This window comes from Vibrio profundi (assembly GCF_043642225.1).
In the GTDB taxonomy this organism is placed as follows: Bacteria; Pseudomonadota; Gammaproteobacteria; order Enterobacterales; family Vibrionaceae; genus Vibrio; species Vibrio profundi_A.
In genome coordinates this window covers 199,564-215,339 of sequence record NZ_JBHZSF010000004.1, presented here as the reverse complement: position 1 = coordinate 215,339, position 15,776 = coordinate 199,564, and the positions used below count along the sequence as shown (strand labels likewise).

Sequence of the window (15,776 nt, the reverse complement as noted above, 5' to 3'; positions counted from 1 at the left end):
TTACGTTATCAAACTTAGTTGCTATAAAAACGGAGACCATGCAGGAGCTCTTACGCGCCCATTTGTTGCCGGTAATCTAGCCTTAAATCGACCATCAATGGAAACCATTGAAAGGACATTTGTCTTGTTATAAATGGAGCTATAAATAACCATACCACCATTCGGAGCAATACTTGGTGACTCATCCAAAAGTGTCTTTGTTAACACTTGAACGGCCCCTGTTTCCAAATCTTGTTTAGCCAGATTGAACCCTGAATTGCTACGATTCACCATAATAAGGAACCGACCATCAGGTGTAATTTGACCACCTAAGTTTTGGCTGCCTTGCCAAGTAAGACGAGTTGTCGAGTTGTCTGTCAAATTTACCCTATAAATCTGAGGTTTACCACCACGATCAGAAGTAAAAATGAGGGACTTGCCATCTGGGTGCCAGAATGGTTCGGTATTATTTGCGCGACCACGCGTTACTTGAGTCAGTTTGCGGCTCGCTAAATCAAGAGTATAAACTTGAAGGCTACCTGTTTTAGACAGAACCAAAGCGAGTTTCTTACCGTCTGGTGAGAATCTTGGCGCACCATTATGACGAGGGTATGACGTCAACTTCTCACGTTTACCACTGTAAATATTCATTAAGAATATTTCCGCTTGGCCGTTTTGGAAGCTAACGTAAGCTAATTGTTTACCATCTGGAGACCATGTTGGTGACATTAGCGGCTGTTTAGAGCGCAACACGAGTCGTTCATTGAATCCATCGTAGTCGGCAACTCGTAGTTGGTATGGGTACTTGTCCTTGTCACTTACTACAACATAAGCGATACGTGTCAGGAACGCACCTTTTTCGCCGGTCAGTTCTTCGTATACTAAATCAGAAATACGGTGCGCATATTCTCTCAAACGCGGACCTGGTACGGTTGCTCTTTTATTGAAAAGCACGTGATCTTTAGAGAGAACTAACTGCCCTTCATCGCTTAATGCTTTGCTCTGGCCTTTAGTTAGCTGCCCACGGACAACATCAATCAGTTGGTAATTGATAACATACTGGCCTTCAGCATTCTCACTGATCGTTCCCGTCAACAGCGAATCAACCCCTAAGGAAGTCCACGCATCGAAATTCACTTCTGCTTCGCTATAAGGCGTCTGAGGCATCTTATTCGTTGCAACAGGGCTAAACTTACCGCTACGCTGAAGGTCAGAAGCAATAACTGCAGATACATCGTGTGGTAATGCTTTATTGCCTTCCCATTTAAAAGGGACAATTGCGATTGGGCGAGCTGAGTTTATGCCATCTGTAATCACCAGCTCTAACGCGGCGTGAGCCATCTGGCTACTCATAGCTATTACACTAACAAAGGCTAGTAATAGTTTTTTAAACACTGGTTAATCCTTTTACTCTGGTAATACAGTCAGGTTGATATTTTTTAGCGAGTTGACCACATCTGGGTCTTTAGGCAATGGATAGGACTTTACTTGAGCTACCGCTCGCTTAGTCGCGGCGCAGAGTCGGCTATCCCCATCTAAAATACTTAAACTTCCTAATATAGCTGTTGAGCCTGTAGGAATAAGCTTTAGATTTACCTTACATGATTTGCCACGAAAGCTGTCTTCTAGTAAAAGATTTTGCTGAATAAGTTGCGTATAAATCGCTCCGTATCGAGACGCTTCTGAAGTAACAAATTGCTGCCTTGCCGATGTATTCTGAGACGCTTCAGTTTCCAAGCCCGCGAAGATATCGTTCAGTGCAGCTTCTTGCTCTTTTCTCTCTCGTTCAATACGCTCAAGTCGCTCTTTCTCTTTACGCGCCTTTTCTGCTGCTTCTTTTGCCGCTTTCTCTTTTGCAATTCGCTCTTTTTCAGCTCGCTCTGCGGCTTCTTTCTCTTTACGAGCTTTTTCTGCCGCAGCTTGTGCTGCTTTCTCTTTTTCAATTCGCTCTTTTTCGGCTTTCGCTATTGCGGCTTGTTTAGCCGCGCGCTCTTGTTCCGCTTTCTTTACCGCCGCTTCTTTCGCTTTTCTGTCAGCTTCCGCTTTTGCGGCACGCTCTTGTTCTTTCTTCACTCGAGCTTGTTCAGCTTTAAGCTCTTTTTGTTTCTCAACTCGGCGCTTTTCTGCTTCACGAGCTGCTTTAGCCTCTTTGGCTTGCTGCTCTTTTAGCTTGCGGATATTTTCTTCTTCCGCTTTACGATTTCGCTCTAAACGTTCACTTTCCTGACGAAGTTTGTCTAGTCGCTCTTGTTCTTTTTTACTAGCAGCTTCACGCTGCTTGCGGATTTGGTTGGCTTGATCGCGAACTAATTGCGGATCAATAACCACCGCTTGGACCATTTGCCCGCTAGGCTCTGGTTTAGACATAGTAAAGTCCGCGCCCCAAAGTAAGGCAACGGCTAAAATGGTATGAAGACCAACCGAGATGACGACAGGCTTACCATAGTTACTCTTTCTATTCTTCTTAGTATCTTTCATGAGTGCTACGGAGCTATTCCCTTATATCCGTTAATAAACCAACTTTAGGTACACCGGCACGGCTCAACTCATCGAGTAAAAGGACGACTTCAGCATAAGGAGTCGCTGCATCTCCCCCAACCGCAACTGGTGAGGTAGGATTAATCGATAACTCTGCTTTCACTCGTACGATGATATCTTCTAACGATAATCCACGTTGAACCTCATCGTTATTGACACTCAGTCCAAGTTCACCGTTTTTATCAACTTCAACAATAATAAAGCTAGAGTTGTCATCACCCATTAGCTCTTGCGCTGATTTTGCGGTCGATGCTTCAGGTAATTCAACATCCACCCCTTGAGTCACAAACGGGGACGTCACCATAAAGATGATCAGCAAAACCAACATAACGTCGATATAGGGTACAACGTTAATCTCTGCGGTCATTTTGCGCTTTTTAGGTTGGTATCCAGCCATTGATTAATCCCTGCCCGCCATCGCCTGACGGTGAAGGATGCTGTGAAACTCTTCAGAAAAAGTTGCGTAGTTGTGTTCAAGCTTACCAACACTGCTGCTAAATCGGTTATATGCCATTACTGCTGGAATCGCAGCAAATAGGCCCATTGCTGTTGCAATCAACGCTTCAGCAATACCTGGGGCGACCATAGCGAGTGTCGCTTGTTTCACCTGACCCAGTGCGATGAAAGAGTGCATGATCCCCCAAACTGTACCAAAAAGGCCAATGTATGGGCTGATCGAACCAACAGTCGCTAAAAATGGGAGGTTAGTTTCTAGCTCGTCAATTTCACGGGCAACAGACACTCGCATTGCTCGGCCTGTACCTTCCATGATGAAATCTGGCGACGTTGCATTAGATTTGCGCAAACGAGCAAACTCGGTAAAGCCTGCATAAAAAATTTCTTCTGTGCCTGATAAGTCATCTTTACGCTTGTTACTTTCTTGGTAAAGTTGCGCAAGATCGACACCCGACCAAAACTTGTCTTCGAATACTTCAGTATCTTTAGCTGCTTGTGAAAGCACCTTACTACGCTTAATTATCATTGCCCAAGAAGCCACGGACATACCTACTAGCGTCAGCATAACTAATTTAACAAGTAAACTAGCGTCGAGAATAAGGTCTAAAATTGAGATATCAGCTGTCACTGTCGATTAGCTCCGAAATAATGGATTGCGGCATAGCCTTAGGTTTCATTTTTTGGTTATCGATACATGCTACCTTAACCATTGCTTTACACAATGCTTTGTCATCAGGATTTACGATTTCCTGACAGAATGTAAGAGAAGCATGTTTGAGCTCTGAGATTGTGGTGACCACTTGAAGCTGATCGTCTAACCTCGCCCCTTGGATAAAATCGATATCCATGTGTCGGACAACAAACCCGATATTTTGTTCAAGAAGAATGTTCTGAGACACCCCAACAGAACGCAAAAGTTCAGTTCGAGCTCTTTCGAAAAACTTTAGATAGTTGGAATGATATACCACTCCTCCTGCATCAGTATCTTCGTAATAGACTGTCACAGGCCATTTGAAAGGTTCAGTTCGTCCCTGCAAATTCATACCACTAATATGAGATCAACAAAGGGTTCACTATAACTCAAGTCTTTGAGAATGGTACAAGAGGGCGATTAATTTTTTGATTTGAGTGGAGAAAAATGAGGCTATCTGGATAAGATAGCCTCAATTAGATTAGAAACCGAGCAATCGTTTACTTAGAAATAGTAAACCGCAGTTAGGTAAAACAAGATGCTTAATGAACAGTATGGGCTGAAAAGAATCTGCCAAAACCATGCTCTCGGCTTAAAGCCAATACCGTAAACCATGCTGGAGCAAACCGCCCATATTAGCAATGGAGCTATTACGGCATTAAAACCGCCGATACTAACTGAGTACGCTTCTGGATCCCACATCACTAACCCTACATGCATAAAGCCGAGGATAAGTGATAAAGCGCGAATCAGCGCTTTATCTAGTGGGCTATGAAGCTTACTTATTTGCTCAGCAAGACTACTCACTGTCTTTATCCATCATTTCTGAGTGCTCTAACCAAAGAGCGTTAATGATGCCGAATGCACATGCCAGAAGTACACCCAAAATCCATGCGAAATACCACATAAAATTTCTCCTAAGTTATATAACTTCTAGCTTAGTAAGCTGAAACGTCGTTATCTTCAATGTGTTTCTTGTCTAGACGACCAAACATTTTGTAGTAAGTCCAAGTCGTGTAAGCAAGAATCACAGGTACCATTACCGCAGCAACTGCTGTCATCAGGCCAAGTGTCAATTCACTTGCTGTTGAATCCCACATCGTTAGGCTGTGGTTCGGTACTAGGCTTGAAGGCATTACGAATGGGAACATTGCAAAACCCGCGGTCAAGATAACACCAGCGTTAGCAAGACTTGAGAATAAGAATGCAAAGCCACCACGCTCAATACGAGAAGCGATCGCTGCTAGAAGTGGCATTACCACACCTAGTGCAGGCGCTGCCCATAGCGCAGGGTAAGTTTCAAAGTTAGTCATCCAAGCGCCAGTTTCCAGAACCACTTCTTTGTTTAGTGGGTTAGAGTCAGCGAATGTATCAATTGTGCTAGTGATAACGTAACCATCAATTGACTGAACCCATAAACCACCAGCAATGAATAACGCGACTGCAATCAGACCCGTGATTTGTGCAACGCCACGAGCACGAACGTGCAACGCTTCTGTTGTTTTCATCTGTAGCCAAGTTGCGCCTTGAAGTACGAATAACATCAAGCTAAGTACGCCACACAACAGTGCAAATGGGTTAAGCAGAGCGAAGAAAGTACCTTTGTACTCTGACATCAACAGGTTGTTTAGCTCAAATGGTACACCTTGAAGTAGGTTGCCAAATGCAACACCGAAGATGACTGGTGGCACTGTGCCGCTAAAGCAAAGTGCGTAGTCCCAAGCTTTACGCCATTTCGGGTTTTCAATTTTTGAGCGGTAATCTAGAGCAAGCGGACGTAGCCAAAGCGCAGCTAGAGTTACGTACATTGCTAGGTAGAACCCTGAGAACGACGTTGCGTATACCAGTGGCCACGCCGCAAATAGCGCACCACCTGCGGTGATTAGCCAAACTTGGTTGCCGTCCCAGTGAGGGGCAATCGTGTTTAGCATGATACGACGCTCTGTATCAGTTTTGCCGATAACAGGTGAAAGCGACGCAACCCCCATATCAAAGCCATCAGTTACAGCGAACCCAACTAGCAAAACGCCAATCAGAACCCACCAAATAAGTCGTAAGATTTCGTAATCAAACATAATATTCCCTCACTTATACTTCGACTGAACGGCCGACTTTGTCTTCAACAGAGTTAGCTTCTTGTTCGAAGTGGTAGCGACCTGTTTTCAGGCTGCTAGGACCTTTACGTGCAAATTTCAGCATTAGGTAAACTTCTGCAATTAAGAACACTGTGTACAGTGCGATAATTGCGAATAATGACGTCCACAATTGCTCAATAGTCAGCGCAGAAGCTGCTACATGCGTTGGTAGAATTTCACCCACAGCCCACGGTTGACGACCAAACTCGGCTACGAACCAACCTGCTTCAATTGCAATCCATGGTAATGGAATAGCGAATAGTGCCGCTTTAAGAACCCACGGTTTCTGTTCGATCTTCTGACGACACGTTTGTACAAACGCAGCACCAAAGATGAATAGCATGATGAAGCCACACGCAACCATGATACGGAACGACCAGAACAGAGGCCAAACCGTCGGAATAGAATCGTCAGCAGCAGCTTGGATTTGCTCTTCTGTCGCATCTACCACGTTCTCAGTGTAACGCTTAAGAAGCAGGCCATAACCTAGATCGCCCTTCACTTCATCGAACGCTGCTTTGTTTTCTTCTGAACGGTCGCCAGCACGAAGTTTTTCCAGAAGCTCGTATGCGTACATACCAGTACGGATACGCTCTACGTGATCGTCACGTAGGTCACGTAGACCCGTTACTTCTTTATCAAGAGAACGCGTCGCAATAATACCCATTACGTAAGGGATCTTAATTGCGTAGTCGGTATCCATTGTTTCTTGGTTAGGAATACCAAAAACAGTAAATGCCGCTGGTGCTTCTTCTGTGTGCCACTCTGCTTCTACAGCCGCTAGTTTCACTTTCTGAACTTCACCTAGCTCATAACCAGACTCATCACCTAGTACGATTACAGAAAGGATTGCAGCCATACCAAAAGATGCTGCAATAGCAAATGAACGACGAGCAAATGCTAGGTCACGACCTTTCAGGATGTAGTAAGAACTGATACCAAGAACAAACATCGCACCCGTGGTATAACCAGACGCTACTGTGTGTACGAATTTAACTTGAGCTACAGGGTTAAGTACTACTTCTGCAAAGCTCACCATTTCCATACGCATGGTTTCAAAGTTGAATTCAGCACCCACTGGGTTTTGCATCCAGCCGTTCGCGACCAGAATCCAAAGCGCAGAAAAGTTAGAACCTAGAGCTACTAACCAAGTAACACATAAGTGCTGACGCTTAGATAATCTATCCCAGCCAAAGAAGAAAAGGCCTACAAAGGTGGATTCCAGGAAGAATGCTACAAGCGCTTCGATTGCTAAAGGAGCCCCGAATATATCGCCAACGTAGTGGGAGTAGTAGGACCAGTTAGTACCAAACTGGAATTCCATGGTAAGGCCGGTAGCCACACCAAGAGCGAAGTTAATACCAAAAAGCTTACCCCAGAACTTTGTCATGTCCTTGTAGATTTGCTTATCGGTCATTACATAAAGAGACTCCATAATGGCAAGAAGAAACGCCATACCTAAAGTCAATGGAACGAACAAGAAGTGATACATCGCAGTCAATGCAAATTGCAATCGCGACAGATCAACAACATCAATCATGGTAACTCCTTTGTGTCGGCTGAATGACACTTTTGTGTATTTTTGCCTTCAATATCGATTGTTACAACACAAGAAGAGTTGTTACCGCAATTCGAAATCTTGTAGCAAAAATGTACCGTTATAGTTAGATTATTGTTAAGCATCAGCTAATATAGCTGGAGCTAATATTACTTCTAAAATCAGTATGTTTCAAAAGATTTATAGGAAATTACTGCTTTGATTTGCATCAACTTAGCGATGGCTATTTAGAGTTATTTTTGAACAATTATGAGCAAAATCACCACCAATTTAACCTCAGTTATAACCAACGTTGATATAGGTGACAATTAATTGTCACACAGATAACAATCACACCACCCAAACCCACAAGTTCTTAACAAACTCTGTAGAACTTTGTTTCAATTTTTATGGCGCCAATTTTTCTTCAATCATAGTTTTCAAAAATGACAGTTGAAAATAATTCTCATTACCTCAACTTATTAGCTTAAAAAAAAGCCTAGTACAAATGACTAGGCTCTAAGTATTCTCTTTCGTTATCTGTGACAACACATCTATTTGTCGATTCCGAAGTGCAAATATGCTCGATCTGTTGCAATTCTACCTCGTGGGGTTCGCTGCAGGTATCCTTGTTGAATCAAGTACGGCTCTAACACGTCTTCAATGGTGTCTTTTTCTTCACCAATTGCAGCTGCCATATTATCCAATCCAACCGGCCCGCCCCCGAATTTCTCCATAATCGCTAGCAGCAGTTTCCTATCCATGTAATCAAAACCTTCGGCATCGACGTCAAGCATGTTCAAGGCTTTATCCGCTACATCCGCGCAAATATGTCCATTACCTTTTACTTCAGCAAAATCGCGAACACGCCTTAGCAAACGGTTTGCGATACGTGGTGTACCACGAGCACGCCTTGCCACTTCAAGCGCCCCTTCAGGCTCCATTGACAGGTTCAAGCAATCAGCACTGCGTTGAACAATGTGCTGAAGATCTGGAATTTTGTAATATTCCAAACGTTGAGTAATACCGAAACGATCACGTAAAGGAGAAGTCAACGAGCCCGCTCTTGTCGTTGCACCGATTAACGTGAAAGGAGGCAAATCGATTTTAATGGAACGCGCTGCAGGCCCTTCGCCAATCATAATATCGAGTTGGTAATCTTCCATTGCAGGGTAAAGCACCTCTTCGACCATTGGACTCAAACGGTGTATTTCATCAATGAAAAGCACATCGTTTTCTTCTAAGTTGGTCAGTAGTGCTGCTAGGTCGCCAGCTTTTTCAAGCACAGGTCCAGAGGTCGTCCGAATATTCACATCCATTTCATTGGCAACGATGTTAGCCAACGTCGTTTTACCTAAACCTGGAGGGCCAAATATTAATAGATGATCTAAAGCTTCATTTCTAAGCTGTGCTGCTTTAATGAAGATTTCCATCTGGTCACGAACGTGGTCTTGCCCGCGGTAATCTTCTAACTTTTTAGGACGAATGGCACGATCGATAACGTCTTCTTCTTTAAAGACTGGGTTATCCGGGGCTATCAGTCGATCAGCTTCAATCATATAACTTGTCGTTCCTAACCTTTACTTACGCAGTAAAGTAATAATTTTTAAATTCGTTTAGGGGTTAAGAGCTAAACCATAGATTTTAGTGCTTCACGAATGAGTTGTTCACTACTCATTCCTGCTTTCGCAACCTGTGACACAACTTTGGAGGCTTGAGTCGGTTTATAACCAAGTGCTAACAGCGCACTTACGGCTTCTTCTTCCGCGTTTTGCTCAGCAACTGGAGCGGAATCGATAGGCGCTGCATCCGTTGCCGGAGTGAATAGATCGCCAGCTCCCCACCCTTTCAATCGATCTTTCATTTCGACTACTAAGCGTTCAGCCGTTTTTTTGCCAACACCCGGAAGCTTCACGAGTGTCGAAACATCTTCACGTTCTACACTTGTGACAAATTGGCTTGCGGTCATACCCGATAGAATCCCTAACCCTAGCTTAGGTCCAACTCCATTGGCTTTAATGACTTCTCTAAATAGCGCTCGCTCTTTTACAGTATTAAAACCATAAAGAAGTTGTGCGTCTTCTCTTACCACAAAATGAGTATAGATAATGGCTTCTTCACCAACGTTCGGCAGTTCGTAAAAGCAACTCATTGGCATTTGTACTTCGTAGCCGACGCCACTCACTTCTATCAGTAATTCTGGGGGCTGCTTTTCAATTAATATGCCGCGAAGACGTCCAATCACAATTCACTCTCTTGGTGGAATAATATTTGGGACACAGAATATAAAAGAACTGGATGCTTATCCAGTCCTTTATGGTTTAAGGTAGGAATTATTTAGGTAAGTTTTGCTTGAGATACAACGCTGTTTAAACTCTCAACTAGCTCTTTTACCGACTCAACTTGACCACTTAATTCTGAGCCATAATTGGCAACTAAGCCTGAAACGGTTTTAGTTTCTACCACGCTTTTTGCAACATCGCTGCTCGCGAGATCTAGTTCTTTCAGGGAATCCATTTGCAGAGCCATGATGTCGGTTAATTGATTCACATCTGAAGAAATGGTTTGGACCTCTAAGATGATGCCATTCATTTCTTTTCCACTTGCTTCTATGATTTGACGCCCTTGCTCTACTTCATGAGCACTTCTATCAAGTAAACTGCGAATTTCAATTGCAGAGTGGCTACTTTTCGCAGAAAGCTCCCGTACTTGATCCGCCACGACTGCGAACCCCCTACCTTGCTCTCCTGCGCGAGCCGCTTCAATAGCAGCATTAAGCGCTAGCAAATTGGTTTGTTCAGCCACTGAAGTGATGAGATCGGCGACTTTGACTATCTCTTGATTACTTTCAATGATTTGGCTAATGGCTTGCGTTGAAGCGACCAAAGATTCAGAGCTCTTCTGAGCTTTATCACCAACCGCTTCGCTCCTTGCTTTCAACTCCGCAACGAATGCATTTGACTCTTCGACCCCTTCAGTCATCTGATGTAACTGTTGGCTCATCTGTTCTGCCGCGCTTGCTTGTGACTCACAGTTTAGATTGAGTGCCTCGACTTGAGAGTGAAGATCCGTCGACTGCTGATCCAAATGCACCGATACACCCTGTAAGTTTTGTGAGTTGGAATTAGCTTGTTCGAGTACTACAGATAACTGCTGTTCACCCTTCATCGCCTTATTTGCCACTCGTTGACTTTCAGATGTCGCCTTTTCAGCTAAATCAATCGCCACTTCTTTTTGTTTCGCAGTAAAAGCTTGCGCGATACAGATCACCACTAACGGCATGATCACTCCAGACCAGGTTTCTACTTTCACCGCAGAAGCACTTAAAGCTAATTCAGGAAAATGAAAGCCTTCTAAGTGAGCATATGTCATCACTAAGGCCACACTTATCACTATGCCACTCCACGCTAAAGCAACTATACGCGTGCCTGATAAGAAAAAAGCGACGACCAAAAGTGGCACCCAATAGGCTTGAGTGGATTCGACCACACCACCGCTTTGATAAATGATATTTAATGCGTGAACCGACATACCTACAAAACCAAAATTTAAAGCAAGTACAGGTCGTTTAGTGATTTTGAGCACGATTGCAGATATCAGCTCTAGGACAATTAAAAATATTGATGTGAAGACGAGTGTTTCCTCTCCATTTTTTGTCCACTTTATGAGGCTATAAGCACCTACCAAAAAAGCAATAAATGTAAAAAGTAAAAGTATATCGGCTTGCCTAGATTCATTGCTTCCCCATTGGTGCGTTTTGGGTATAAACAATGAACGCCACAGCTTTATTGGGTTCATCAGCGATCATCCTTGATTAACTTGTAAGACCTCCGACCAATGTTATTTAAATGTTAAATTCCTGACAATATACTTATTGAAATAGTGCTTATAGGATCTCATTTCATTTATTGAAACAATCTCTTCATCACACTAACGGTATCGCCCTTTCTTCGCCCCGGTAGCTTTACCCGCTAACGCGACCAACGTTTTATTGGTGTTCGCATGACAAATCGCAACCCCTAGTGCATCCGCCGCATCGGCCTGAGGTTTTGCAGGCAACTTCAGCATGGTCATCACCATATGTTGCACTTGCGATTTATCCGCGCCACCACTTCCTGTCACCGCTTGCTTGATCAGTCTCGCTGCATATTCATAAACTGGTAGGTCCGCGTTTACCGCCGCAACAATCGCGCTGCCACGCGCCTGACCCAGCTTCAGTGCTGAATCTGCGTTTTTCGACATAAACACTTGTTCAATGGCAAACACATCCGGCTGAAACTGAGTGATGATTTCGCTGACACCTGCGTAGATCTGCTTTAATCGCCCAGGGAGTTCTTTTTCGGATGTACGAATACAGCCGCTTCCTAAATACTGCAAGTGACGACCATTTTGACGAATGACTCCGTAGCCGGTAATGCGTGACCCCGGATCAATCCCTAAGATAATAGACATAACTTAAATTACTGTTTATTTACACATGCTTTTATTGATTGGCAGAGTATATCTGACGATAAAAAAAATGCCCGTTAAATAACGGGCATTTTCAAATTTACTTACTGAGTTAGAAGTGAAATTACGCTTCTTCTTTCTTCTCAGCAGCTTTAACCGCAATAGCTAGCTCTTCCAGTGATGCTGGGTTCGCTAGGCTTGGCGCGTCTGTTAGTAGACATGCTGCAGCTGTTGTTTTCGGGAATGCGATAACGTCACGGATGTTCTCAGTACCACAAAGTAGCATTGCTAGACGGTCAAGACCGAATGCTAGACCAGCGTGTGGTGGAGTACCGTATTGAAGAGCATCTAGTAAGAAGCCGAACTTCTCTTGTTGCTCTTTCTCTTCGATACCTAAGATACCGAATACAGCCGTTTGCATCTCTGCGTTGTGAATACGTACAGAACCGCCACCAACTTCGTAGCCGTTGATTACCATATCGTATGCATCAGAGTTTGCCGCTGCTGGATTCGCTTTTAGCTCTTCCGCGTTCACACCTAGTGGCGATGTGAATGGGTGGTGCATTGCGTGTAGGTTACCTTCGCCGTCTTCTTCGAACATTGGGAAGTCAACAACCCACAGTGGAGCCCATGCAGATGTATCTGTTAGCTCTAGATCAGTACCTAGTTTAAGACGAAGTGCGCCCATCGCTTCAGCAACGATGCCCGCTTTGTCTGCGCCAAACAGAATGATATCGCCAGATTCAGCTTGAGTGCGATCTAGAATACCGTTGATTACGTCTTCGCTTAGGAATTTAGCAACTGGAGATTGAATACCTTCCATGCCTGCAGCACGGTCGTTAACCTTCATCCATGCTAGACCTTTCGCGCCGTAGATATTTACATGTTCTGCGTAACCGTCGATTTGCTTACGAGTTAGCTTAGCACCGCCTGGTACACGGATAACCGCTACGCGACCTTTTTCGTCGTTAGCAGGGCCAGAGAATACTTTGAACTCAACGTCTTTAACTAAGTCAGCCACGTCAACTAGCTCTAGCGGGTTACGTAGATCTGGCTTATCAGAACCGAAACGACGAATCGCTTCAGAGAAAGGCATTACTGGGAATTGACCTAGTTCAACATCTAGAAGCTCTTTCCACATATCGTGAACTAGCTTTTCAGTGATGTTACGTACTTCTTGAGAAGACATGAACGATGTTTCGATATCGATCTGAGTAAATTCAGGCTGACGGTCAGCACGTAAATCTTCATCACGGAAACATTTAACGATTTGGTAGTAACGGTCAAAACCAGACATCATCAGCAGTTGCTTGAACAGCTGAGGAGATTGAGGAAGTGCGTAGAAGCTGCCTTTGTGAACACGGCTTGGTACTAGGTAGTCACGAGCACCTTCTGGTGTCGCTTTAGTCAGTACTGGTGTTTCGATGTCTAGGAATAGGTTCTCGTCTAGGAAACGACGAACGAAGCTAGAAGCACGTGCACGAAGCTTGATACGATCGCTCATTTCAGGGCGACGAAGATCGATGTAACGGTACTTAAGACGCTGTTCTTCAGAGTTCGTTTGGTTGAAGTCTAGTGGAAGCGCTTCTGAACGGTTGATGATCTCTAGACCAGTCGCGTACAGCTCTACTTCACCAGTAGCCATGTCTTTATTTACTTGGCTGTCAGGACGAACACGAACCTCACCAGTAAACTTGATACAGAATTCATTACGCAGTTGGTTAGCGATCGGGAAGATATCTTTCATATCTGGATCAACAACAACCTGAACGATGCCTTCACGATCACGCATATCAATAAAGATAAGACCGCCTAAATCACGGCGACGGTTTACCCAGCCGCACAATTCTACAGTTTGTCCCGCCAGGGACTTGTTCAGGTTACCACAGTAATGGGTACGCATAATGAATTTCCCAATCTCTTAATAATTTACTAATTTCCAAGCTGTCGATGGTCATATCCATACAACAGAGCAAAGAATCATTTATACGCGGAAACTCGCTTAAAATCGACCTTCCGCATTCGAATTTATTGTGTTTTATCTGGCTTTGCTGCTTTTTAACGCATCAAGCGTGCAAATATTCACCAAAACCAAAAAAATTGCGATAATTATATCTTGAAAGTACCCTAATCAGCAAAAGTCTATTATCGTAAATTATTCGGTTATTTTTCATCGCAACTGGAGCATCATGCAAGCATTACCATTACAGCTAGGACTCACCATGTGGTCCCATTCTGATTGGCAATCAAGCTTTTATGGAAAAGGCACTAAGCCTGCAGAAAGGCTCGAAAAATACGCCTCTGTTTTCCACTGCGTAGAAGGCAATACTACGTTTTATGCTACGCCGTCGGCTTCTACAGTAAACAATTGGCACTCAGCAACCCACGACGCTTTTGATTTCACTTTCAAACTGCCTAAATTTATCACCCACCAGCAACAGCTTCGTCACTGCCGAGCAGAACTCTTAGAATTTCTTAACGTCATGGCACCATTACACTCTCGAATTGGTCAATGGACCATTCAGTTACCGCATCAGTTTGAACCCGACTCATTAGAAGCATTGCAGAAATTCTGTCAATGGTTCCCGGAGGATATGAAGCTTGGCGTTGAAGTCAGAAATATGGGGTTCTTCAATAAAGGTGATAAAGAGAAGCGATTTAACCACTGGCTGGTAGAAGCTGGAATTAATCGAATTATCATGGACAGCCGCCCAGTTTTCGCCGCTCCACCGACAACGGAGGCTGTGATTGATGCTCATCAAAAAAAGCCTCGAGTCCCCGTTCATGCAATCGCCACCGCCGAACAACCGATGATCCGGTTCATTGGGCACCCGGAGCGTGACGCCAACTTAGAGTTTTTTAAGCCGTGGTTAGCAAAACTTCCAGAGTGGATCGAACAAGGAAAACAGCCATACGTGATGATCCACACACCAGACAACGTTGAAGCACCCGAGTTAGCTGCTGAACTCTATCAGCAATTATCAGCGATCGTATCACTCCCCAAGCTCGCTGAGTTTCCTGCACTAAAAGGGAATAATCAGATCTCCATGTTTTAGGGCGCTATTGTCTACGTTTTCATAACCTTATTAATCCGCTCAGACCGCATTAACTGTTTTCGTGACATAACTCCGTTTATTACGTAAAATACGTCCCCTTTTCTTAGGCAGCCTAAATGGTTGCCTAATTTGCTTACAGCCATGAGAGAACATTATGGGCAACAAAGACACTATCTTTTCCGCTCCTATTGATAAGATCGGTGATTTCACCTTTGATGAACGCGTAGCGGAAGTTTTTCCTGACATGATTCAGCGCTCAGTTCCCGGTTATAGCAACATTATTTCAGCCATTGGCATGTTGGCCGAAAGATTCGTAAAGCCTCATTCAAACATCTATGATTTAGGCTGCTCTTTGGGGGCGGCTACGCTTTCAATGCGACGCCACATTCAGCAAGAAGGATGTACTATTTTTGCCGTTGATAATTCTGCGGCGATGGTCGAACGTTGTAAGTTACACGTAAACGCTTATCGCAGTGATACGCCTGTTGATGTGATCGAAGCAGACATCCGTGAGATTGAAATCAAAGACGCCTCTGTCGTCGTCCTTAACTTCACTTTACAGTTTCTTTCCCCTGACGACCGATACGCGCTTTTAGAAAAAATCCATGCAGGATTACGACCTGGTGGCATTTTAATTCTTTCAGAGAAGTACGTTTTTGACGATGAGAACTCGAACGAACTGTTGATCGATTTGCATCACGATTTTAAGCGCGCCAATGGCTATAGCGAGTTAGAAGTGAGCCAGAAGCGAAGTGCAATCGAAAATGTAATGCGTCCAGACTCAATTCAAACTCATAAAGAACGATTTACTAAAATCGGTTTTTCTAGCAGCGAAGTGTGGTTCCAATGTTTTAACTTTGGTTCAATGTTCGCGATAAAATAGGTTCTAGGTTCTAGGTTCTAGGTTCTAGGTTCTAGGTTCTAAATAATTTTTC

At 44.0% G+C, this 15,776-nt stretch carries 16 protein-coding genes; 2 read left to right on the top strand and 14 right to left on the bottom strand.

Annotated elements, in window-relative coordinates; translation table 11 throughout:
• Positions 1–21: 21 nt before the first annotated feature.
• From tolB to aspS, 14 genes are all read right to left on the bottom strand, one after another.
• On the bottom strand, positions 22–1,374 hold the full coding sequence (tolB, locus tag ACHUFI_RS09305) for a Tol-Pal system beta propeller repeat protein TolB (protein ID WP_394248422.1): 1,353 nt from the start codon (positions 1,372–1,374) through the stop codon (positions 22–24).
• Between the two features lie 12 nt (positions 1,375–1,386).
• On the bottom strand, positions 1,387–2,457 hold the full coding sequence (gene tolA, locus ACHUFI_RS09300) for a cell envelope integrity protein TolA (protein WP_394248420.1): 1,071 nt from the start codon (positions 2,455–2,457) through the stop codon (positions 1,387–1,389).
• Between the two features lie 13 nt (positions 2,458–2,470).
• Entirely contained in the window at positions 2,471–2,914 is a 444-nt protein-coding gene (locus ACHUFI_RS09295) for an ExbD/TolR family protein (RefSeq protein WP_394248418.1), read from the bottom strand.
• 3 nt (positions 2,915–2,917) lie between these two features.
• A complete protein-coding gene (tolQ, locus tag ACHUFI_RS09290; RefSeq protein WP_394248416.1) occupies positions 2,918–3,601 on the bottom strand; it encodes a protein TolQ in 684 nt (227 codons plus the stop codon).
• Positions 3,591–4,016: a tol-pal system-associated acyl-CoA thioesterase gene (ybgC, locus tag ACHUFI_RS09285; protein ID WP_394248414.1), complete on the bottom strand. Its 426-nt coding sequence runs from the start codon at positions 4,014–4,016 to the stop codon at positions 3,591–3,593. The genes tolQ and ybgC overlap by 11 nt, the downstream gene beginning before the upstream one ends.
• Before the next feature lie 152 nt (positions 4,017–4,168).
• Positions 4,169–4,471 (bottom strand): cyd operon protein YbgE, encoded by a 303-nt coding sequence (ybgE, locus tag ACHUFI_RS09280; protein ID WP_394248412.1) that lies wholly within the window; start codon positions 4,469–4,471, stop codon positions 4,169–4,171.
• A complete protein-coding gene (gene cydX / locus ACHUFI_RS09275; RefSeq protein ID WP_000270284.1) occupies positions 4,464–4,571 on the bottom strand; it encodes a cytochrome bd-I oxidase subunit CydX in 108 nt (35 codons plus the stop codon). The genes ybgE and cydX overlap by 8 nt, the downstream gene beginning before the upstream one ends.
• 31 nt (positions 4,572–4,602) lie before the next feature.
• On the bottom strand, positions 4,603–5,739 hold the full coding sequence (cydB, locus tag ACHUFI_RS09270; RefSeq protein WP_394248410.1) for a cytochrome d ubiquinol oxidase subunit II: 1,137 nt from the start codon (positions 5,737–5,739) through the stop codon (positions 4,603–4,605).
• Positions 5,740–5,752: 13 nt separating this feature from the next.
• Positions 5,753–7,339 carry a cytochrome ubiquinol oxidase subunit I gene (gene cydA / locus ACHUFI_RS09265; RefSeq protein ID WP_394248408.1) on the bottom strand — a complete coding sequence of 529 codons (1,587 nt, stop codon included), beginning with the start codon at positions 7,337–7,339 and terminating at the stop codon, positions 5,753–5,755.
• A gap of 551 nt (positions 7,340–7,890) precedes the next feature.
• On the bottom strand, positions 7,891–8,895 hold the full coding sequence (gene ruvB / locus ACHUFI_RS09260) for a Holliday junction branch migration DNA helicase RuvB (RefSeq protein WP_394248406.1): 1,005 nt from the start codon (positions 8,893–8,895) through the stop codon (positions 7,891–7,893).
• A gap of 71 nt (positions 8,896–8,966) precedes the next feature.
• Positions 8,967–9,581, bottom strand: coding sequence for a Holliday junction branch migration protein RuvA (gene ruvA, locus ACHUFI_RS09255; protein WP_394248404.1), 615 nt, complete (start codon positions 9,579–9,581; stop codon positions 8,967–8,969).
• Between the two features lie 92 nt (positions 9,582–9,673).
• Positions 9,674–11,134 (bottom strand): methyl-accepting chemotaxis protein, encoded by a 1,461-nt coding sequence (locus ACHUFI_RS09250; protein ID WP_394248402.1) that lies wholly within the window; start codon positions 11,132–11,134, stop codon positions 9,674–9,676.
• Positions 11,135–11,266: 132 nt separating this feature from the next.
• The gene (gene ruvC, locus ACHUFI_RS09245) at positions 11,267–11,788 is read right to left on the bottom strand and encodes a crossover junction endodeoxyribonuclease RuvC (RefSeq protein ID WP_394248400.1); all 522 of its coding nucleotides are present in this window, start codon (positions 11,786–11,788) and stop codon (positions 11,267–11,269) included.
• Between the two features lie 121 nt (positions 11,789–11,909).
• The gene (gene aspS / locus ACHUFI_RS09240) at positions 11,910–13,688 is read right to left on the bottom strand and encodes an aspartate--tRNA ligase (RefSeq protein ID WP_394248398.1); all 1,779 of its coding nucleotides are present in this window, start codon (positions 13,686–13,688) and stop codon (positions 11,910–11,912) included.
• 286 nt (positions 13,689–13,974) lie between these two features.
• Between aspS and ACHUFI_RS09235 the strand changes: the two genes are divergently transcribed.
• Together ACHUFI_RS09235 and cmoA are read left to right on the top strand one after the other, a co-directional pair.
• Positions 13,975–14,841, top strand: coding sequence for a DUF72 domain-containing protein (locus ACHUFI_RS09235; protein WP_394248396.1), 867 nt, complete (start codon positions 13,975–13,977; stop codon positions 14,839–14,841).
• 154 nt (positions 14,842–14,995) lie between these two features.
• Positions 14,996–15,724 carry a carboxy-S-adenosyl-L-methionine synthase CmoA gene (gene cmoA / locus ACHUFI_RS09230; RefSeq protein WP_394248394.1) on the top strand — a complete coding sequence of 243 codons (729 nt, stop codon included), beginning with the start codon at positions 14,996–14,998 and terminating at the stop codon, positions 15,722–15,724.
• Positions 15,725–15,776 lie beyond the last annotated feature (52 nt).

Bases quoted from the DNA above. Each gene is read 5' to 3' on its own strand.
- tolA (WP_394248420.1), bottom strand. From the start codon at position 2,457: ATGAAAGATACTAAGAAGAATAGAAAGAGTAACTATGGTAAGCCTGTC.
- ACHUFI_RS09295 (WP_394248418.1), bottom strand. From the start codon at position 2,914: ATGGCTGGATACCAACCTAAAAAGCGCAAAATGACCGCAGAGATTAAC.
- ybgC (WP_394248414.1), bottom strand. From the start codon at position 4,016: ATGAATTTGCAGGGACGAACTGAACCTTTCAAATGGCCTGTGACAGTC.
- cydX (WP_000270284.1), bottom strand. From the start codon at position 4,571: ATGTGGTATTTCGCATGGATTTTGGGTGTACTTCTGGCATGTGCATTC.
- cydB (WP_394248410.1), bottom strand. From the start codon at position 5,739: ATGTTTGATTACGAAATCTTACGACTTATTTGGTGGGTTCTGATTGGC.
- cydA (WP_394248408.1), bottom strand. From the start codon at position 7,339: ATGATTGATGTTGTTGATCTGTCGCGATTGCAATTTGCATTGACTGCG.
- ruvB (WP_394248406.1), bottom strand. From the start codon at position 8,895: ATGATTGAAGCTGATCGACTGATAGCCCCGGATAACCCAGTCTTTAAA.
- ACHUFI_RS09250 (WP_394248402.1), bottom strand. From the start codon at position 11,134: ATGAACCCAATAAAGCTGTGGCGTTCATTGTTTATACCCAAAACGCAC.
- ruvC (WP_394248400.1), bottom strand. From the start codon at position 11,788: ATGTCTATTATCTTAGGGATTGATCCGGGGTCACGCATTACCGGCTAC.
- aspS (WP_394248398.1), bottom strand. From the start codon at position 13,688: ATGCGTACCCATTACTGTGGTAACCTGAACAAGTCCCTGGCGGGACAA.
- ACHUFI_RS09235 (WP_394248396.1), top strand. From the start codon at position 13,975: ATGCAAGCATTACCATTACAGCTAGGACTCACCATGTGGTCCCATTCT.
- cmoA (WP_394248394.1), top strand. From the start codon at position 14,996: ATGGGCAACAAAGACACTATCTTTTCCGCTCCTATTGATAAGATCGGT.